17 protein-coding genes and 1 tRNA gene are annotated in these 18,608 nt (G+C 70.9%); 6 read left to right on the forward strand and 12 right to left on the reverse strand.

The annotated features are described in order from the left end of the window. The first annotated feature begins 56 nt into the window (after positions 1–56). Positions 57–1,355, forward strand: coding sequence for a TrpB-like pyridoxal phosphate-dependent enzyme (locus tag ABZX10_RS08260; RefSeq protein WP_355537085.1), 1,299 nt, complete (start codon positions 57–59; stop codon positions 1,353–1,355). 10 nt (positions 1,356–1,365) lie between these two features. On the opposite strand, the gene ABZX10_RS08265 is transcribed toward ABZX10_RS08260, so the two are convergent. The 5 genes from ABZX10_RS08265 to ABZX10_RS08285 form a co-directional block, all read right to left on the reverse strand. Then, the gene (locus tag ABZX10_RS08265; RefSeq protein WP_355537088.1) at positions 1,366–1,746 is read right to left on the reverse strand and encodes a hypothetical protein; all 381 of its coding nucleotides are present in this window, start codon (positions 1,744–1,746) and stop codon (positions 1,366–1,368) included. 62 nt (positions 1,747–1,808) lie between these two features. Continuing rightward, positions 1,809–4,331 (reverse strand): EAL domain-containing protein, encoded by a 2,523-nt coding sequence (locus tag ABZX10_RS08270; RefSeq protein ID WP_355537091.1) that lies wholly within the window; start codon positions 4,329–4,331, stop codon positions 1,809–1,811. Further along, entirely contained in the window at positions 4,313–5,191 is an 879-nt protein-coding gene (locus tag ABZX10_RS08275; protein ID WP_355537094.1) for a Gfo/Idh/MocA family oxidoreductase, read from the reverse strand. The genes ABZX10_RS08270 and ABZX10_RS08275 overlap by 19 nt, the downstream gene beginning before the upstream one ends. A gap of 73 nt (positions 5,192–5,264) precedes the next feature. Then, positions 5,265–6,560 (reverse strand): styrene monooxygenase/indole monooxygenase family protein, encoded by a 1,296-nt coding sequence (locus tag ABZX10_RS08280; RefSeq protein ID WP_355537097.1) that lies wholly within the window; start codon positions 6,558–6,560, stop codon positions 5,265–5,267. A gap of 23 nt (positions 6,561–6,583) precedes the next feature. Beyond that, positions 6,584–7,795 (reverse strand): acyl-CoA dehydrogenase family protein, encoded by a 1,212-nt coding sequence (locus ABZX10_RS08285; RefSeq protein WP_355537100.1) that lies wholly within the window; start codon positions 7,793–7,795, stop codon positions 6,584–6,586. A 182-nt stretch (positions 7,796–7,977) separates the two neighbouring features. Here ABZX10_RS08285 and ABZX10_RS08290 point away from each other — a divergent pair, with 182 nt between their 5' ends. Next, positions 7,978–9,609 carry an AMP-binding protein gene (locus ABZX10_RS08290; protein ID WP_355537103.1) on the forward strand — a complete coding sequence of 544 codons (1,632 nt, stop codon included), beginning with the start codon at positions 7,978–7,980 and terminating at the stop codon, positions 9,607–9,609. Between the two features lie 293 nt (positions 9,610–9,902). Here ABZX10_RS08290 and ABZX10_RS08295 read toward each other — a convergent pair whose 3' ends face one another. From ABZX10_RS08295 to ABZX10_RS08315, 5 genes are all read right to left on the reverse strand, one after another. Then, positions 9,903–10,520 carry an ASCH domain-containing protein gene (locus ABZX10_RS08295; RefSeq protein WP_355537107.1) on the reverse strand — a complete coding sequence of 206 codons (618 nt, stop codon included), beginning with the start codon at positions 10,518–10,520 and terminating at the stop codon, positions 9,903–9,905. Positions 10,521–10,525: 5 nt separating this feature from the next. Continuing rightward, complete coding sequence (locus ABZX10_RS08300) at positions 10,526–10,993, reverse strand: DUF664 domain-containing protein (RefSeq protein WP_355537110.1); 468 nt, start codon at positions 10,991–10,993, stop codon at positions 10,526–10,528. Further along, positions 10,980–12,017, reverse strand: a complete 1,038-nt coding sequence (locus ABZX10_RS08305; protein ID WP_355537113.1) for a nucleoside hydrolase — start codon at positions 12,015–12,017, stop codon at positions 10,980–10,982. Before ABZX10_RS08305 ends, ABZX10_RS08300 begins: the two co-directional genes overlap by 14 nt. 67 nt (positions 12,018–12,084) lie before the next feature. Continuing rightward, on the reverse strand, positions 12,085–13,551 hold the full coding sequence (locus ABZX10_RS08310) for an SDR family NAD(P)-dependent oxidoreductase (protein WP_355537116.1): 1,467 nt from the start codon (positions 13,549–13,551) through the stop codon (positions 12,085–12,087). Between the two features lie 14 nt (positions 13,552–13,565). Next, a complete protein-coding gene (locus ABZX10_RS08315) occupies positions 13,566–14,294 on the reverse strand; it encodes a hypothetical protein (RefSeq protein WP_355537119.1) in 729 nt (242 codons plus the stop codon). A 143-nt stretch (positions 14,295–14,437) separates the two neighbouring features. Here ABZX10_RS08315 and ABZX10_RS08320 point away from each other — a divergent pair, with 143 nt between their 5' ends. Continuing rightward, positions 14,438–14,938 (forward strand): gluconokinase, encoded by a 501-nt coding sequence (locus tag ABZX10_RS08320; protein ID WP_355537516.1) that lies wholly within the window; start codon positions 14,438–14,440, stop codon positions 14,936–14,938. A 20-nt stretch (positions 14,939–14,958) separates the two neighbouring features. Here the strand turns inward: ABZX10_RS08320 and ABZX10_RS08325 are convergent, their stop codons facing one another. Further along, positions 14,959–15,954 carry a DUF4185 domain-containing protein gene (locus ABZX10_RS08325; protein WP_355537122.1) on the reverse strand — a complete coding sequence of 332 codons (996 nt, stop codon included), beginning with the start codon at positions 15,952–15,954 and terminating at the stop codon, positions 14,959–14,961. A gap of 126 nt (positions 15,955–16,080) precedes the next feature. Here ABZX10_RS08325 and ABZX10_RS08330 point away from each other — a divergent pair, with 126 nt between their 5' ends. Further along, on the forward strand, positions 16,081–16,326 hold the full coding sequence (locus ABZX10_RS08330) for a hypothetical protein (RefSeq protein WP_068569551.1): 246 nt from the start codon (positions 16,081–16,083) through the stop codon (positions 16,324–16,326). 59 nt (positions 16,327–16,385) lie between these two features. Continuing rightward, positions 16,386–17,000: a helix-turn-helix domain-containing protein gene (locus ABZX10_RS08335; RefSeq protein WP_355537126.1), complete on the forward strand. Its 615-nt coding sequence runs from the start codon at positions 16,386–16,388 to the stop codon at positions 16,998–17,000. A 49-nt stretch (positions 17,001–17,049) separates the two neighbouring features. Here ABZX10_RS08335 and ABZX10_RS08340 read toward each other — a convergent pair. Beyond that, positions 17,050–17,135 (reverse strand) — tRNA-Leu (locus ABZX10_RS08340). 107 nt (positions 17,136–17,242) lie between these two features. Between ABZX10_RS08340 and ABZX10_RS08345 the strand changes: the two genes are divergently transcribed. Continuing rightward, positions 17,243–18,580: a M20/M25/M40 family metallo-hydrolase gene (locus tag ABZX10_RS08345; protein WP_355537129.1), complete on the forward strand. Its 1,338-nt coding sequence runs from the start codon at positions 17,243–17,245 to the stop codon at positions 18,578–18,580. The last annotated feature ends 28 nt before the right edge of the window (positions 18,581–18,608 follow it).

Consider the following 18,608-nt stretch of genomic DNA (forward strand, 5'->3'; position numbering starts at 1 on the left):
CCACAAGGCGGACCTGTGGGAGAGGGCGGCGAATGCCGCGTTCTACTCTGTGAGCCATGACACTCTCGGACGCCGCTGCGCACCAGGACATCACCACCGTTTCCGTACCCACGCACTGGTACAACCTGGCCGCGGAACTCGACACGCCCATCCCGCCGCACCTGCACCCCGGAACCAAGGAGCCGGTGCAGCCCGAGGACCTGGCGCCGCTGTTCGCGACGGGCCTCATCGCGCAGGAGGCGTCCACCGAGGCGTACCACGAGATCCCCGAGCCGGTCCGGGAGATCCTGTCCATGTGGCGCCCGTCGCCGCTGATCCGGGCCCGGAAGTTCGAGGAGGCGCTCGGCACCACCTGCCGGATCTACGTCAAGTACGAGGGCGTGAGCCCCGTCGGATCACACAAGACGAATTCCGCTGTGGCCCAGGCCTACTACAACCACCTCGACGGGGTCACCAAGCTCACCACCGAGACCGGCGCCGGCCAGTGGGGCAGCGCGCTGTCCTTCGCGGGCGCCCAGTTCGGCATCGATGTCGAGGTGTGGCAGGTGCGCGCCTCCTACGATTCCAAGCCGTACCGCGGGCACCTCATGCGCACCTACGGCGGCACCGTGCACCCGAGCCCGTCCGACCTCACCGACTCCGGCCGCGCGATGCTGGAGAAGGACCCGAACACCACCGGCAGTCTCGGCATGGCCGTCTCCGAGGCCGTCGAGGTCGCCGCCAAGGACCCCGAGGCGCGCTACGCGCTCGGCAGCGTGCTCAACCACGTCGTGCTGCACCAGTCCGTGATCGGCCTCGAGGCCGTCGATCAGCTCGCGCAGCACGAGAAGGGCGCCGATGTCGTGTTCGGTTGCGCGGGTGGCGGATCCAACCTCGCGGGCCTCGCGTTCCCGTTCCTGCGGGAGAAGATCCACGGCCGGCAGGACCCGCGGGTCGTCGCCGTCGAGCCCGCCGCGTGCCCGTCGATCACGAAGGGCGAGTACCGCTACGACCACGGCGACGTCGCCGGCCTGACCCCGCTGCTCAAGATGCACACCCTCGGCATGGACTTCGTGCCCGACCCGATCCACGCGGGCGGTCTCCGCTACCACGGCATGGCCCCGGCGCTGAGCCACACCGTCGAGCTCGGACTGGTCGAGGGCCGCGCCGTCGAGCAGAACGACGCCTTCGCGGCGGGCGTGCTCTTCGCCCGTACGCAGGGCATCGTCCCCGCCCCGGAGTCCACCCACGCGATCGCGGCGGCGGCGGACTACGCCCGCGAGAACGCCGACGAGGTGCTCGTCATCGGCCTGTCCGGGCACGGCCAGCTCGACCTGCCCGCCTACGCGGAGTACCTGTCCGGCAACCTGGCGTGACGCCCGGTCGCTACGCCCCCGGCGCGCCCGGGGGCGTAGCGGGCGAACCGAGCGAGCGCCGGATCTCCTCCAGCCTGGCCTTCGCCGCCTTCTCCCGCTCGGCGAAGGCGCGCTCGGCGTCGCGACCGGCGGTCGTGTCGTGCGCGAGCTCCTCGGCGCCCAGCGCGACGGTGCTGCGCCGCTCGATCTTCTCCCGCACGTGGTCGAAGGTGGGCACGCCGGCAGCCGTGTAGCCGGTGATCTCCTCGTACGACGGTGCCGCCGGTGCCGCGGGCACGGACGGCGGCGTGTCGACCACCTCCGCGTCGATCGGCGCCTCGTCGCCGACGGGGCCCCCGGGCACCGCCTGGTCGGTCTGCGGGGACTGCGGGTGATCGCCGGGGCTCGCCATGCCACCCAGGGTAGCGCCGTGACCGGGCCCGGCACCCGGCGTCGGTGCGCCTACCGCCGCGCTCACGTGCGCCAGCGAACCAGCTCCTCGCGATCCACGGGGCGGCTCCACAGGAATCCCTGCGCGAAGTGCGCGCCCGCGGCCGCCAGCGCGGCCGACTCGTCCGCGGTCTCGACGCCCTCGGCGATCACATCCAGGCGGAGCGCGCGCGCCATGGCGATCGCCGCGTCGAGCATCGCCTCGAGCTGCGGATCGTCCCGCCCGGTGGACGCGACGACCACGGACCGGTCGATCTTGACCAGCGCGAGATCGAGGTACCGCAGCTGCGCGAGGCTCGACCAGCCGGTGCCGAAGTCGTCGAGAGCGATGCGGACCCCCAGCTCGACGAGCCGGTGTGTCGCGGCGAGCACGTGCCGCTCCGGGACGACCCGCTCGTTGATCTCCAGGATCAACCGGTCGGGATCCAGGCCGCTGCCCTCCAGGGCGCGTTCGACCACGTGCGGGAGCAGCGGGTCGGCGAGGTCCTCCGAGGCCAGGTTGACGGAGACCCACCCGAGTTCCGGCGCGGCCGCGAAATCGGCGCAGGCGCGGTGCAGCACCAGTCGCGCCAGGTGCGGCAGCAGGCCCAGCGCCTCCAGATGGGGGAGGAAGTCCGCGGGGGCGAGCTCCTCGCCCTCGGGGCCGACGATCCTGGCCAGGGCTTCCGCACCGACCATCGCGCCGGTGGCGAGGTCCACGATCGGCTGGTAGCGCACGATCACGTCGCCGGCGTCGATCCGCTCCCGTACGTGGGTCACGAGCGCGAGCCGCTTCTGCTGGGGTATCCGCAGCCCGGCCGTGTGCCGCACGATCCGGTTCCGACCGTCCCGTTTGGCCTGGAGCAGAGCCAGGTCCCCGTCGATGAGCAGTTGCGTGATGCCGTCGTCGGTGGCGGGCGATTCGACCAGGCCGATCGAGCAGGTGACGGACAGCTGCAGCCCGTCGAGATCGACGGACTCGGCCATGGCGACGCGCACCCGTTCGGCCCAGTCCTCCGAGCGGTCGGCGGTGTCGGCGCGCGGCCGGAGGACCACGAACTCATCGCCGCCCAACCTCGCCACGAGGTCGCTCGGCAGGCTCGCGTCCAGCAGGCGCTGCGCCACGACCTGGAGCACCTGGTCGCCCACCTTGTGGCCGAGCGAGTCGTTGATCCGCTTGAACGAGTCCAGATCGATCCAGAGCACGGTCAGCGCGTCGCCGTCGAGGCGGCGCTCCCCGACGACGACCGTGGCCCGCTCGATGAAACCCGCCCGGCCGAGGAGGCCGGTCAGGTCGTCGTGATCGGCGCGCCAGCGCAGGCGGCGGTTCAGGACGCGGATCTCCTCCTCGGCGTGTTTTCGGTCGGTGATGTCGGTATGCGTGCCGATCAGCCGGGTCGGCGTGCCGTCCGGGCGGGACTCCATCACGCGGCCCCGCGCCGAGATCCACCGCCACTCGCCGTTCTTGGCGCGCATCCGGTGTTCGAACGAGAACTCCTCGACCTCACCCCGCAGGACGGGCTGCATGGCCCCGGTGCAGGTCGCCACGTCGTCGGGGTGGACGCGGTGCATCCACGCCTCGACGGTGTCGTCGACCTCGTCGACCCCGTAGCCGAGCATCGTCTTCCAGCGTTCGGAGTAGAACACGGACTCGGTGGTGAGGTCGCGGTCCCAGATGCCGTCGCCGGCACCGTCGATCGCGAACTGCCACCGCTGCTCCGCATGCCGGAGCAGCGCCTGGTCGCGCCGGCTGGTCGTGATGTCGCGGGAGATGCCGATGAGGCCGACGACCTCGCCGGTGCCGTCGCGGTAGGGCGCCTTGTTCGACAGGTAGGTTCTGCGCGTCCCGTCGACCTCGACGTACTCCTCGACCTCGTGCCCGATCCCGGTCTCCATGATCGCGCGGTCCGTCGCCATCAACGTCTCGGCGATCGCCTCGAACAGCACGGTGTCGTCGTGGCCCACCGCGTCCTGCGGGCGCACGCCCATGAGCTCGGCCACCGCCGCATTGACGTACTGGTAGCGCCCCGCGCGATCCTTGATGTAGACGAGGTCGGGTGCCGTGTCGATGACCGCCTGCAGCAGGTCGGTGGCGCGCTGCGACGACGACCGCGACTCGATCACGCGCTCCTCGAGCCTGCGGCGCGCCTCGGCCATGGCCTGGTCCGACGCGACCCGCGCGGTGATGTCGCGCGTGATCCCGGCGACGACCGGGCGTCCGTCGAGCGTGAGGTACAGCAGGTGCACTTCGACGGGGTAGTCGCTCCCGTCCTTGCGACGCATCATCGCCGGGATCACCAGCGACGCGCCGCCGCGCGCCCGATCCAGGTTGCGGCCGGCCTCCTCGGCCGAGACCTGCACGACGTCGAGGAGGTGCATGCCCAGCAGCTCTTCGCGGCTGTAGCCGGTGCTCTCGCACCCGGCGTCGTTCACCTCGATCAGGTGGCCGTCCTCGTCGTGCACGAAGAAGCCGTCGGAAGAGCGGTCGATGAAGGCGCGTGCGATGTCGGCGTCCCACGGGGGTCGCGGCGGTGTCGCCGGGGTGGGGTTCACGGAGTCGGCGGACACGCCCCGGCCCTGATCCGTGCGATCACGCGCTGCAGGTGCAGCCCGCGGAGGACGCCGAGCGGGTGATCGACCCCGGCCGAGATCGAGGCGAGGAACTCGTCGAGCAGGACGCGGAAGCACTCGGTCGACGGCGTCTCCCGACTCTCGAGCACGGCCAGGCCCGCGGCGGAGTGCGCGGAGATCCGCATCACCGTCGGCAGCACCGGCGTCCGCAGTGAGAGCGACAGCGTGGAGGCGGCACCGTCGGCGTGCATGAGCTGCGCGGTCCACGTGTCGCTCCCGGCGTCGTACCGGGCCGCGGCGACCCCCTCGACGGTGCCCACGGCGGCGTCGAGCAGGTCGACGACGTGCGGCCCGACGTCGAAGAGCGCGCCCTCCTCCTGGCGCCAGGCCGACGCGGCGAACTTGCCGGCCAGCGCGGCCCCGGAGAGCCACTGCGCCTCGGCCGCGATCGGGTGCAGCTCGGCCGCGAGGGCCAGGAACGCGCGGGTCTCGGGCGCGAATCGCCGGGTGAGCGCGAGGATCGACCGCACCCCGGCCCCGGCGACGGCGTCCGCGAGCGCGGTGGCGCCCTCGAGGTCGAGTGCGATCGGCTTGTCGAGGATGAGGTGTTTGCCCGCCCGGGCGGCGTCGGCGGCGAGGGGGGCCTGGACGTTCGGCGGTACCGCGAACGCGACGGCGTCGACGGCGTCGAACAGCGCGCGGGGGGACTCGAAAGCACGCGGGAAGACCTCCACGGCGGCGGCGGGATCGCGTGCCCACCCACCCACGAAGTCGATTCCCGGGTGTGCCGTGAGGGCCGGGGCGTGCGTCTCCCGTGCCCAGGGACCCGCTCCGATGAGACCGATGCGCACTGTCACGCGACCGAGTCTGCCACGGAGGGCCCGCTCAGTGGCGGCGACCGCCGGACGGACCGGCGACCGCCGCCCGGCGTCAGCTCCGCACCAGTGCGGTCCGCGCGTCTGCGATGAACCGCTCGACGTCCTCGTCGGTCTTGAGGTCGAGGATGGGCGCGGGCTCGGAGAGCAGCCCGAACAGTGCTGCACCGACGGCGTCGTCGGCCACCGCGCCCGCGAACACCGGGCCCGCGACGAAGCCGTAGTCCGGATCACCGAGGAACAGGCGGGTGACCTCGGCGGCCGCGTGCCCGCGCTCCTCCCAGTGCCGGTCGAACTGGTCGACGATCCACTCGGCCGTGAAGTCGGATTCGCGGGCCTCGATGGCCTTCACCAGCGCCGCGACCTGGATCAGTCCGGTCTGCGCGCCCTGCCCGGCGATCGGGTCGAACGCGATCGCGCTGTCTCCGAGCGCGGCCACGGGGCGTCCGCCCCGGGTGTACCCGACGCCCTGCCGCACCGTCGGGGTGACCGCCCCGCGCAGCCAGGACCTCGCATCCTGCTCGATGACCCGGAGCTTCTCGATGTCGGGCAGGTCGTCGGGGAAGTAGTCGCGGTAGATGCTCACGACCACCTCGAGGGCGCTCTGCGCGTCCGTGACCTCGCCGAACCGCTCGACCCAGGCACCGTCGGGCTTCGCGAACGCGAGCACGCTCCACGACGCCCCCGCGTCCTTGTGCCAGTACGGGCCGATCCAGATCTCGCCCTGGTCGGTGTGCAGGTTGAACACGTTGTGCGCGCCGGCGCCGTGGCCGCGGGCGGTGAACACGTCGTCGCCGTGTCCGAGTCCCGTGAACGCGGCCGCGAGCAGGTGCCGCTGCGGGGAGCGGTAGACGGTGCGCGACTCGTCGACGGGGAACAGGCCGGACAGTCCGCCCTTGCCGGTCGAGACGAGCGTCAGGTCGTGCGTGCCGGCGATGTCGTCGAGGTTCTCGGGCGTCACGGTCTCGACGTGGAAGCGGCCGCCGGCCTGCTCGAACAGCCGGATCCGGTCGTACGCCCGCAGGCGCACGTCGATGCCGGCGGCGGTGTAGGTGAAGTCGGGATCGAAGGCGAGCACGTCCTGCAGTGCTCCCGGCTCGCCCGTGTTCAGGCGGGTGTTCATGCCGGTGGAGAGAGGAGCGTCGGGGTAGAGCTCCTCGACGAGGGTGTGGTCGACATCGCGCGAGTGCCCGAACAGGACCGCGGTGCCGGTCGCCGGCACGTCGTCGCGGAGCTGTTCGGGGGTCCTGTCGCTGTACAGATCGACGTGGTGCCCGGCGCGGGCGAGGACGAGGGCGGCGGTGGCTCCCACCACTCCGGCGCCGATGATGGCGATGCGTGCCTGGGTCATGGTCGTGCCTTTCGGTGGTGTGGTTACTGGGCGTTCTCGGTGCGGGAACCGGCGTTCCACGCGTAGGGCAGGTCGGCGCCGTTGAGCAGCAGGTCGCCGACGGCGCGGGCCTTCTGGATCGCGGGATTGTGCACCGCGAGGGTGCGGGCGTTGCGCCAGTGCCGGTCCAGGCGGAGGTCGGCGTCCACGATCGACGCGCCGCCCACCTCGAACAGCTCGGTGGTGGCCTTGAGGACGGTGTCGATGACGGCGAGCTGCGCGTGCGCGGCGGCCAGCTCGGCCTCCGGCACCAGGTCCTCGTGCACCCGGCGGTCCGCCAGGACGTCGTCGAGCACGTCGGCGACGGCGAGCACGGACTGTTTCGCCGACCACGCGGCGCTGGACAGGCGGCCGATCACCTGCTGCACGAGCGGATCGTGGCGCTGCAGGTCGGCGGCGGCGTGCGAGAACGTGCGGGTGCGGGCCTGCACCCAGGCGACGGTGTCGTCGGCGGCCCGCTGGGCGATGCCCGCGAGTCCCGCGAGCTGCACCAGCTGCAGGTACGACGTGGCGTAGGTGGCACCCGGCGCGCCGTAACCGGCCCCGAGGAGGCGATCCGCGGGGACGGCGACGTCGGTGAACACCGTCGTGCCGCTGGCGGTGAGTCGTTGGCCGAAGCCGTTCCAGTCGTCGACCTTCTCGACGCCCTCGGCGTGCGCGTCGACGAGGACGCCGACCCGCTCGCCGTCCAGATCCGCGGCCACCAGGATCTGATCGGCGTAGAGCGTGCCCGTGGAGTAGAACTTGGTGCCGCTCAGCCGATATCCGTCGGCGTCGCGCGTGAGGGTGGTCGCGTAACCGCCGACGGACCCGGCGCCGGGCTCCGTGATCGCGTTCCCGACGACGGTGCCGTCGACCACGGCCCGCAGCCACTCGTCGCCCGCGGTCGTGTTCGCCAGTCGCTGGTCCTCGACGAAGTTGACGTGCACGCGCAGCGCCTGCGGAATGTTGGAGTCGGCGGCGGCCAGGGCGATCAGCTGGCGGAAGAACTGTCGGAGCGTCACGCCGGACCCGCCGAGCTCGCGGGGCACGCGCAGGGCGGTGAATCCGGCTTCCTTCAGCAGCGCGATCGGGGCGTGCACGAGCTCGCGGTCGCGTTCGCGGGCGACGGCGCCCTCGGCGATGCGTGCGTACAGCGGGCCGAAGGTCGCATCGAGTTCCGCGTCGGTCGGGGGAGCGATGAGCGATGTCGTCATGGGCGACAACTGTGGTCCGCGAACGAGATTCTGACGAGGATTCCCCGCGCCGTGAGCGATATTCATGGACGATCGACGGCGAGTTGCGTCCGATTCCACCCCGTCAGCCGGTAGAACCTGTTACAACTAGAACACGTTCTGCCGAGCTGTACGGGTTCGCAGGTCAGGAAACAGGAGAGCGCATGAAGTTCAACCTCGCCGACATCTTCGAGGCGGTCGTCGACGCGGTGCCGGAGCGAGTGGTCTTGAGCTACGAGGGGGAGCAGACCTCGTACGCCGAGATGGACGCGCAGGCGAATCAGGTGGCGCATCTGTTCGCCGCGAACGGCATCGGCGCGTTCGACCACGTCGCGTTGTTCCTCAAGAACAGTGTCGAGCACGTGCAGTCGCTGGTGGCGCTGATCAAGATCCGTGCCGTGCCGGTCAACGTGAATTACCGGTACACCGGGCCCGAGCTCGAGTACATCTTCACCAACTCGGACTCTCGCGGCATCGTGGTGGAGCTGCCGGAGCATCAGCGCACGCTCGCCGGGCTCATCGGGAAGCTCCCCGACCTGCGGACCGTCTTCGTCGTCGGCGAGGTCGACTCCGAGCTCGCCGCCGCGGTCGACGGTGCGCCCGACGTCGCGCTCGTGCCCTTCGCAGACGCCGCATCCCACTCCACGGCCCGGGATTTCGAGCCGCGCACCGGCGAGGAGCACTACATCATCTACACGGGTGGCACCACGGGCTACCCGAAAGGCGTCGTCTGGCAGCACGACGACTTCTTCCGCAAGCCGCTTTCGGCCGGCGTGCCCTACGGCGGCGAGCCGCGGACCTCGCTGGACGAGGTCGGCGAGGGCGCCAAGCAGTTCCCGCCGCTGGCCTTTCTCATCGCCGCTCCGCTCATGCACGGCGCGGCCGCGTACTCGCTGTTCACGTTCTTCGTGCTCGGCTCGCGAGTGATCCTCGAGCGCGATTTCAAGGCGGAGCAGATCGTCCGCAACGTGGGGCGCGATCAGACCCAGACCATCCTCATCGTCGGCGACGCCATGGGGATCCCGTTGGTCGAGGAGATGGAGAAGCAGAAGGACACCGCGGACTTCTCGTCGCTGTTCTCGATCACGTCGGGCGGCGCCATCTGGTCCAAGCACGTGCGTGATCGGATGGCCGCGATCAAGCCCGAGCTGATCCTCCGCGACAACTTCGGGGCCTCGGAGTCCGGCAACGACGGCGTGATGACGCTCGACGAGAACGGCAACCTGCACGCGCCGCCCACCGACAAGATGATGGTGGTCGACGAGTCCTTCGCCGAGATCACCACGCCCGGCGAGGTCGGCTTCATCGCCCGGGTCGGCAACGTCCCGCTCGGCTACTACAACGACCCCGAGAAGTCGGCGCGCACCTTCCCCACGCTGCCCGACGGACGGCGGATCTCGGTGCTCGGCGACATGGGCTACCCCGCGGAGGACGGCGGCATCGTCTTCCTCGGCCGCGGCAGCCAGTGCATCAACACCGGCGGCGAGAAGGTCTACGCGGAGGAGGTCGAGGCCACCCTGCACGGGCACCCCGCGATCTCCGACGCCCTCGTGGTCCCGGTGCCCGACGCGCGGTACGGCCAGCGGGTCGCGGCCGTGATCTCCGTGGCGGAGGGGCAGGAGCGCCCGTCGGTCGAGGACGTGCAGACCTTCGCCCGCAGTGAGCTCGCCGGCTACAAGGTGCCCCGCACCATCGTCTTCGTCGACGAGGTCAAGCGGACCCCGGCCGGCAAGGCGGACTACCGCTGGGCGAAGTCCACCGCGGAGGTCGCCGCGGAATCGGAGCAACCCGCGTAGGACGGGTGTGCCGCCGAGCCGGCCTCGTCCTACGCGCGACTCTCCGATTCCGTCCGATACGGACAGCGCGCAGAACAGTCTCGAGGATCACCGGTCATCCTTCTCGACGATTCCGCGTTCGATCACCATCACCGTGAGCACGCTGATGAAGTGGGGAGACGCGTCCTGCCCTTGCGCCCACCTCACGACACGCGGATCCGCGAGAGCCGGGCGGCGTAGTTCGCTGAGGACGTCGGTGTCGAGGAGGTAACTCACGATATGTCGACTTCGCGTGGCGTCCAAATCGATGCTCGCTACCGGGTTGCCGACCAATCCACGTACGCCGCGCCGCGGGGCGAGAGCTCGTACCCGACCTCGTGGCTGATGGTCAGGCCCATCCCCTTGAGCTTGCGGATGTCGGCCTTCATGGGCAGCAGTTCGACGCCCCGCTCGGCGGCGAGCTCCTTGGAGACGACGTGCGGGTGGTCACGGATCCAGACGAGGATGTCGCGGGTCCACGGGCCGCTCTCGCGGGCGTCGAGCCGCGCAAGGCGCTTCGCGATGCCCGCGAGCTCGGCCTCGTCCGGGAGTTCCTCGCGCAATGCGAGGCGCGGGTCCTCGCCGGCCCATTCCAGGTGGACGCGGTACACGTGCTCGCCGCCCCGGGCGGAGCGCTCCCGGCGGGGCGCGTCGGGATCCCGCGGCCGCAGCGCCCTCCGCAGCGCAGCGGCGTCTTTCATTCCCGCCGCGCGCGCCGCCCGGTCGCTGATCCGCTCGACGTCGGGCACCCGCGTGACCCGGGTGAAGCGCAGCACCCCGGCCGGCGTGACCTGCGTACCGCCCACCTTCACCCGGGGCGTGTCCCACCGGCGGTACTGCGTGGTGACGGTGCCGTCGCGCACCCCCTCCGCGATGGCCTTCGGAATCATCATGGGAGTCAGTGTGCGGCAGCGACCACGACGTCGCGGCAGATCTCCATGTGTCCGGTGTGTTGGGTCAGCTCGCGCAGCATGTGCGTGAGCACCCACTCCGGCGTCGCGGTCGCGGCGTCGCGCCGCGTGGTCCCCGTGGCCGCCGGATTGCGGACGCCGATCGCCGCCACGGCCGCCCATCGCGGGAGGTCGGCACGCAGGCCGCGCACGATCGCCCGGGCATCGTCGACGGTGCCGATCGCGACGAACTCGGACGAGCGGTCCCGCGGAATGTCCTCGCCCGCCAGGAGCGACCCGCCCCAGTAGCCCAGGGCACCCCCGATGTGCGTGACGAGCGCGAAGACCGAGTTCCCGCCGGGCGTTGCGATGTTGACCGTCTCGTCGTCCAGGTCACCGAGCACGGAGTCGATCGTGTCGAGGCTCTCGGAGGCGACCGGCAGGAAGGCCGCGATCTGCCCTTCAGTCGCGGGCACGAGCGAGCCCCGCAACCGAGTCGAGCAGGTCGTCGAAGAAGGCCGCCTGGTCCGTCGACACGGCGATCCGGGCGGTATCGGGACGGTTCCAGGCACCGTGCACGTCCGCGATAGTGGTTCCGCGCGTGAGGGATCCGGTGAGTTCGACGTCCACCGGATACGCGGTGGTGTCGGCGATCGTCGGGTCGAGCGCCACCGCGGCGGCGAACGGGTCGTGCATGTGCGCGATGTAGCCCTGGTCGTGGTCGCGATGGAACTCGAAGTAGAACCGCACCGCGTCGGACAGCGTCCGCACCACCGCGTTGCTCGCGGCCGACCGCGTACCGTCGGGATCCTCGGGGCTGAGCACCTCCGCCGGGCCGGACCCGGCGGCGTCGGCGAGCCGCACGACGTGGTCGGGCGTGAGCTCGATGGTCTCCGTCAGGTCGAGCGGGCAGAGGATCGGCAGGGGCGTGCCGGTGCCGTCGAGTTCGCCGTAGGCGCGCAACACCTCCCACAGCGATTCCGGATCGACCGCGACGTTCCACTCGGAGGTGGGGGTCGTGTTGCCGGGGTGCCAGAAGACGCCGCCCATGATGACCAGGCGGCGCAGCCGCGTCAGGATCCCGGGATCGTCGCGCAGTGCCAGGGCGAGGTTCGTGCACGGGCCGGTGACCAGGGCCACCACCTCGCCGGGGTGCGCCCGGGTCAGGTCCGACCACGCCTGCGCGCCCGGGACGTCCGACGGTCCGCGGCCGGGCGTGGGCAGGTCCGCGTATCCCACGCCGAAGGGCCCGTGCGTCTCCTCGGTGGTCATCAGCGGCGTCGCCAGCGGCGCGTCGGAACCGACGAAGACGTCGATGTCGGTGCGGCCCAGGAGCTCCAGCCAGCCGAGATTGTTCTCGACCACCTGCGGCGCGGGGACGTTGCCGGCGGACGAGACGATCCCGAGCAGGTTCACCTCGGGCTTGCTCAGCAGGTAGAGCAGCGCCATCGAGTCGTCGATGCCGGTGTCGCAGTCGAACAGGACCTTCGTTTCCGTCACTCCGTCGACCCTAGTCGTCGGTCGCCGCGGCGGCGGACCGCCCATCACCGCGTCGGCGGGCCGCCCATCACCAGGGCGAAGGCTTGTAGTCCTTGAGGAAGCAGCCGTGCAGGTCGACGCCCGCCTCGCCCTGGACGATCGGGTCGTAGACGCGGGCGGCACCGTCGACGAGGTCGAGCGGCGCGCGGAAGCCCTCCTCCGCGAGGCGCATCTTGGTGTGATGCGGGCGCTCGTCGGTGATCCAGCCCGTGTCGACGGCGGTCATGAGGATGCCGTCCTGCTCCAGCATCTCGGCGCTGGAGGTGCGGGTGAGCATGTTCAGCGCGGCCTTCGCCATGTTCGTGTGCGGGTGCCCGGGGCCCTTGTAGCCCCGTCCGAACTGGCCCTCCATCGCGGAGACGTTGACCACGTACTTGCGCCGCGCGGACGACGCGGCGAGCGCCGGGCGGAGCTTCGAGATGAGGATGAACGGGGCCACCGAGTTGCACAGCTGCACCTCGAGCAGCTCGAGCGGCTCGACCTCCTCGACGGTCTGCACCCACGAGTTGGTGTGCACCAGATCGGGGAGCAGGCCGCCCGCGTCGATGGCGGTGCCGTCGTCGATCCGCGCTGCGGACGATGACCCGCCGCGCAGCGCCAGCGCGGTCAGCGAGGCGGGGTCGAGTGCCGCGAGATCGCCCGACACGCCGCCGGTGTGCCCGTCGAGAGCCTCGGTCAGCGCGGCGGGGTGCGCCGAGCTCGCGCGGCCGAACCGGATGATCCGGCTCGCCAGCTCGGCCGGGACCTCGCCCGACTCGGCGTCGACGAGCGCCGAGTACGCGCCGGGGGAGCGGCGCACCGTCTGCGCCGCGTTGTTGATGATGATGTCGAGCGGGCCGCGGGCCGCGACGGCGTCGGCCATCGCGCTGACCTGCGACGGGTCGCGCAGGTCGATGCCGACGATGTGCAGGCGGTCGAGCCACTCGGCGCTGTCGGCCAGGGCCGCGAACCGCCGGGCCGCATCCGTCGGGAAGCGGGTGGTGATGGTGAGGTCGGCACCGTCGCGCAGCAGGCGCAGGGCGATGTACATCCCGATCTTGGCGCGCCCACCCGTGAGCAGCGCGCGCCGGCCCCGCAGGTCCGTCGTCGCGTCGCGCTTGGAGTGGCTGAACGCCGCGCACTCGGGGCAGAGCTGGTGGTAGAACGCGTCGATCCGGGTGTACGGCTGCTTGCAGATGTAGCAGCTCTGCGGGCGCAGGAGTTCCCCGGCGCTGTCGCCGACGGTGGGCGTGGTCAGCAGGATCCCGGCCGTCTCGTCGTCGATCCGCTCGGCGTTGCCGGTGGCGGTCCGCTCGAGGACGTCGCGGTCGGCGGCCTTGACCTTCGAGCGGGCGGACTTGCGCCGCTCGCGCTTGAGCAGCTTGAACATGTGGCCCACGGCGCGCTGTACCTCGACCGACTGGGGGTCGCCTTCGTCGAGGAGCGCGGCGGTCTCGAGCACGCGATGGAACGCGGCGAGGTCCTCCGGCGGGATGGGGCTGATCGTGTCGGGCATGCGAACAGTGTCCCTCATGACGGGAGGGGCACCGTCGTGTCACTGGCCGACAGGTCCAGGGTGACCGACTTCTTCTGCCAGTGCACCCTCGTGATGGTGAGCGCATCGAGGGCGGGTGGGATCACCGTGGGGCGGAGCTCCTTGACCCACGAGTCGATCGCCCAGGCGACGGGGATCGGGACCGGGATCACGGCGATCGGCATGGACAGGTCGGTCACCCGGAAGGTGAGGCGCCCCGCCTTGACGCCGACCGCGACGACCACGCGGATGTCGACGCCGAGCCCGAACGCGACGGGCAGCCCGACCGTCATCCCCAGCGATTTCCGCCGCGGTATCAGGGTCACCGAACTGACGGTGATACCGCCGACCCCTCCGCCGGCCTGGGCGGCCTCGACCACGTGGCGGATCCACGACAGCCGCAGCGTGGCGGTCGCGGTGAGGGCGTCGACCCGCAGCCCGTCGGGCACCGGCGCGACGCCGCGCGCGTGGCCGTCGAGGATGATGGCGTGGGGCCCCGCGCCGACGTCCCGGGTGGTGATGTCCAGCCCGGACAGCCGCCGCTGCAGCAGCTGCAGGAGTACGGGCCGGCGTACGTCGAGCACCACCGACGGGGCCGCCCCGAGGACGTCGGTGCACATCCCCACGAGCTTCGTACGGAGCCCCTCCCGGGCGATCCGCTCCGCGACGAGGGCCCCGACCGCCGCGATCACGATCACCACGACCACAGCGCCGAGCACCCACATCCGTTCTCACCCCCGCTCGTCGCCGCGGTCAATTATGCGACGGGCCGCCCGGCGCTCCCCGGGGACCTTCCCTGCGCGCTTCGCCCGCGTGCTCCGCACGGTCGTGATCTACTCGACGGGTGGCCACGATCCAGATCTGCGTGATGGGGGTGTCCGGCTCCGGGAAGTCGACGGTGGGTGCCGAACTGGCGGACCGTCTGGGCCGGAGCTTCGCCGACGGCGACGACTTCCACACTGACGAGAACCGCGCCAAGATGGCGGCCGGTCATCCCCTCACCGACGAGGACCGATGGCCGTGGCTGGGAACCATCGGGGCGTACCTGCGCGACGAGATGATCGCCGGCAGGCCCACGGTCGTGGCGTGCTCCGCGCTCAAACGGGCGTATCGCGACCGGATCCGGGCCGCCGGCGCCAGCGTGTACTTCGTCTTCCTCACCGGTAACGAGGGGCTCTTGCAGGAGCGGATGCAGAGCCGTGCGGGCCACTTCATGAAGGCGGGCATGCTCGATTCGCAGCTGAGCATCCTGGAGCCGCTGGACTCCGACGAGTTCGGCGTCACCGTCAACGTGTCCGGTGACGTTCCGCACATCGTCACCGAGGCACTCGCCGATTTCGCGGCGACCGAGGTGCCCGGCATCGCCTGAATCGAGGCGAACCGTCCGGATCAGGAGCGGAGTGCCCCGGTGAACATCATCGACTTGTACGGGTGGCCGACGGCGGTGTTCCACTGCGAGACGACGAGGCGCGCGGAACGCAGCGTCGACCCGGGGACCAGGTATCCGCCGTAGAGCTGCGCCACCCGGCCCGCGGCGTGGTCCTCGTCCTGCCACGAGCTGCCGTGGAGCAGCGTGACCGGATCGGACCACACGCCGTCGATCCGGTCCGCGAAGCGGGCCGCGATCCGGTAGCCGGCGGCGTCGAAATAGGTCAGCACCCACGTGCCCTCGACCAGCGACAAGGACAGCTCCCCGTAGCCCCGCCCCAGGCTGAGGTCGGTGGGCGGGTTGCCCCACGCCCAGCCCGTCTCCGCGCGCCAGCCCCAGGGCTCCCACTCGACGTCGATGCCGTCGCGCAGCGTCCCCAGCGTCTCGGTGCGCATCCGGTGCAGCCGCAGCCCCTTGTCGCGGCTCAGGCCGCCGGTCGAGACGTTGTAGGTGTAGCCGTCCGGTGCGGGGCACAGTGCCCACATGCACCAGCAGCCGTCCGCGTGCCCGGCGTTGTACTGCGCCACCTCCCGCCAGGTCTCCGCGCCGTCGTCGCTGCGGTACAGGCCCGTCCGGACCACCGTGTCCAGGCTCTGCATCCGCATCGTGTGCAGATACAGCGCGCCGTCGACCTCGATGCAGGTGGTCGGCAGGATGGTGGTGAACCGGCCCGTGTCGTGGCTGTAGTCGAGCAGCTGCCGGGCGCGGCGTCGATCGGGGCCCGCGGGGCGCTGGACGACACCGCCGCGGTCGCCGAACAGGCCGACGGGGGAGCGCCAGTCGCCTGCTCCGATGCTCAGGCCCTCGAAGGTGTCGCCGAAGACGTAGAGCACGTCGTCGCCGACGCGGCAGGGGATTCCGAGGTCGGTGCCACCGACCCCGAATCGCGAGACGGGCGTGATGTCGCGCAGCTTGCGGAACGGGACGGACTCGATCGACCGGGGCACGTCCGTCACCCTGCCAGACCACCGCGCGTCGTGCGGGGTTCGAGGTGGGGACAAGATCCGACGAACTGTTCCGACTGCTCGCCGATCGCGCGGGATTCCGTGGCGCGCGTGCGTCATCGGGCGCACCATGGAGACATGGATACGTTCACAGGACGCGAGCTGTACGAGGCATTCCACGCGGACTACGACGCCGTCACCGAGCGGGACGCGCGGATCTACGACGCGGAGGGCCGGCTGCTGGCGCGAGGGAAGTTGGCGGCGCTGCGATTGGACGAGTCCCGCGGCGGCGAGCAGATCGAGTACAGCTTCTCGTCCCTGCACGGCGACGTGCCCTGGGACCCGAGCCACAGGATCGAGCTGGCGCCGCAGCTGGTGCGCTAGTCGGCGCGGGCGTAGATTAATACAAGATTGACTTGTATTAATCGAGAGGATCGCCCGCGATGCCCGAGAAGGTCCTGCGCGAGAAGGTGCTGCAGCACGTACGCGCCGCGAACGAGGCGCAGACCGTGGCGGAGATCGCAGGAACGACGGGTGTCCCGACTACCACCGTGCGCTTCCACCTGCACGCCCTCGCCGAGGACGGGCTCGTCGAGGCGGCCGCCGCACCGTCGGACGGCCCCGGCAGACCCAGCATGCTCTACCGCGCCCGGCCTGCGATGGACCCCTCGGGCCCACGCGACTTCGCGCTCCTCGCGCACCTGCTCGTGGACGTGCTGGAGTCCGTGCCCGACGCGGCCGAGCGCGCCCGGCGGTCGGGACGCGTGTGGGGGGCCCAGCGAGCGAGGTCGTCCAGCGACTCCCTCGCGGACCTTGTCGAGCTGCTCGACGACGCGGGATTCGCACCGGAGCGGCGCGCCGATGGGATCCGCCTGAACCGTTGTCCGTTCCTCGAGGTCGCGCGACGGCGGCCCGGTGTGACCTGCGCCGTGCACCGCGGCATGATCGAAGGAGTTCTCGGCGCGCACGACGCGGACCTGGAACTGGTGAGCCTGGAATCGTTCCTCGCCGGTGATCACTGCCTCGCGACGATCAGGTCGGCACCGCCTCGGCGATGAGCCGCCGTGAAACGCGAAAACCCCGGCCGGAGCCGGGGTTTTCGTTCTGTGCGCGGAGGGGGACTTGAACCCCCACGTCCATTAGTAGGACACTAGCACCTCAAGCTAGCGCGTCTGCCATTCCGCCACCCGCGCTGGGAAGCTCGTTAACCGTAATCCACGGCGCCCCGGGAATCCAAATCGCCACGTCGGGCCACCCGCGAGAGCCACAGTGCCGGTGCGGGACGTGTTAAATACAGGGCGTGGCTACGACTGACGTGAACGCGCTCGACGAGGTCGTCGAGACCGTGAGCTCCCTGATCCGCTTCGACACCTCCAACACGGGTGAGCTCGAGACCACCCGGGGCGAGGAGGAGTGCGCCAGGTGGGTCCAGGCGCGGCTGGAGGAGGTCGGCTACGAGACGGAGTACGTCGAGTCCGGGCAGCCCGGCCGCGGCAATGTGTTCGCCACCCTCAAGGGCGCCAACCCCAAGCGCGGCACGCTGCTCGTGCACGGCCATCTGGACGTGGTGCCGGCCGAGCCCGCCGACTGGAGCGTGCACCCGTTCTCCGGCGCCGTCGAAGACGGCTACGTCTGGGGCCGCGGCGCGGTCGACATGAAGGACATGTGCGGCATCATGCTCGCGCTGGCCCGCCAGCTGAAGTCCACGGGCACGGTCCCGCCGCGCGACATCACCTTCGCCTTCCTCGCCGACGAGGAGGCCGGCGGCACCTGGGGCTCGCACTGGCTGGTCGAGCACCGACCGGACCTGTTCGCGGGGGTCACCGAGGCCGTGGGCGAGGTCGGCGGTTTCTCGCTGACGGTCGACACCCCGGCGGGCGACAAGAAGCGCCTGTACCTCGTCGAGACCGCCGAGAAGAGCCTCGGGTGGATGCGCCTGACCGCGAAGGCGCGGGCGGGTCACGGATCGTTCGTGCACGAGGACAACGCGGTGACGCTGCTCTCCGAGGCGGTCGCACGGCTGGGGCGGCACACGTTCCCGCTGGTCCTCACGGACAGCGTGATCGCCTTCCTCCGTGCCCTGGACCGCGAGTCGACGGTCGACATCGACCTGGACGGGCCGGACCTCGAGGGGCAGCTCGCCAAGATCGGCGGCCTCGCCCGCATCGTCGGCGCCACCCTCCGCGACACCGCCAACCCCACCATGCTCAAGGCCGGCTACAAGGCGAACGTCATCCCGCAGACCGCCGAGGCCGTCATCGACTGCCGCGTCCTGCCGGGCCGGCAGGCCGCGTTCGAGAAGGAGCTCGACGAGATCCTGGGTCCGGACATCGAGCGGGAGTGGATCACCAAGCTCGACTCCTACGAGACCCAGTTCGACGGGGACCTCGTCGACGCCATGAACGACGCCATCCTCGCGTTCGACCCCGCGGGCAAGACGGTGCCGTACATGCTGTCGGGCGGAACCGACGCCAAGGCCTTCGCCAAGCTCGGCATCCGCTGCTTCGGTTTCGCGCCGCTGCAACTGCCCGAAGAGCTGGACTTCGCGGCGCTCTTCCACGGCGTCGACGAGCGGGTGCCCGTCGAGTCGCTACTGTTCGGCACCAAGGTGTTCGAGCACTTCCTGATGAACTCCTGACCACCGATCGCCCCAAGCAAGGAGAGAG

This window comes from Tsukamurella sp. NPDC003166, from assembly GCF_040611135.1.
In the GTDB taxonomy this organism is placed as follows: Bacteria; Actinomycetota; Actinomycetes; order Mycobacteriales; family Mycobacteriaceae; genus Tsukamurella.

What these genes read in the sequence shown, in the direction of transcription:
- ABZX10_RS08260 (WP_355537085.1), top strand. Translation starts at nt 57, where the DNA reads ATGACACTCTCGGACGCCGCTGCGCACCAGGACATCACCACCGTTTCC.
- ABZX10_RS08265 (WP_355537088.1), bottom strand. Translation starts at nt 1,746, where the DNA reads ATGGCGAGCCCCGGCGATCACCCGCAGTCCCCGCAGACCGACCAGGCG.
- ABZX10_RS08280 (WP_355537097.1), bottom strand. Translation starts at nt 6,560, where the DNA reads ATGACCCAGGCACGCATCGCCATCATCGGCGCCGGAGTGGTGGGAGCC.
- ABZX10_RS08285 (WP_355537100.1), bottom strand. Translation starts at nt 7,795, where the DNA reads ATGACGACATCGCTCATCGCTCCCCCGACCGACGCGGAACTCGATGCG.
- ABZX10_RS08290 (WP_355537103.1), top strand. Translation starts at nt 7,978, where the DNA reads ATGAAGTTCAACCTCGCCGACATCTTCGAGGCGGTCGTCGACGCGGTG.
- ABZX10_RS08295 (WP_355537107.1), bottom strand. Translation starts at nt 10,520, where the DNA reads ATGATGATTCCGAAGGCCATCGCGGAGGGGGTGCGCGACGGCACCGTC.
- ABZX10_RS08310 (WP_355537116.1), bottom strand. Translation starts at nt 13,551, where the DNA reads ATGCCCGACACGATCAGCCCCATCCCGCCGGAGGACCTCGCCGCGTTC.
- ABZX10_RS08315 (WP_355537119.1), bottom strand. Translation starts at nt 14,294, where the DNA reads ATGTGGGTGCTCGGCGCTGTGGTCGTGGTGATCGTGATCGCGGCGGTC.
- ABZX10_RS08320 (WP_355537516.1), top strand. Translation starts at nt 14,438, where the DNA reads ATGGGGGTGTCCGGCTCCGGGAAGTCGACGGTGGGTGCCGAACTGGCG.
- ABZX10_RS08330 (WP_068569551.1), top strand. Translation starts at nt 16,081, where the DNA reads ATGGATACGTTCACAGGACGCGAGCTGTACGAGGCATTCCACGCGGAC.
- ABZX10_RS08335 (WP_355537126.1), top strand. Translation starts at nt 16,386, where the DNA reads ATGCCCGAGAAGGTCCTGCGCGAGAAGGTGCTGCAGCACGTACGCGCC.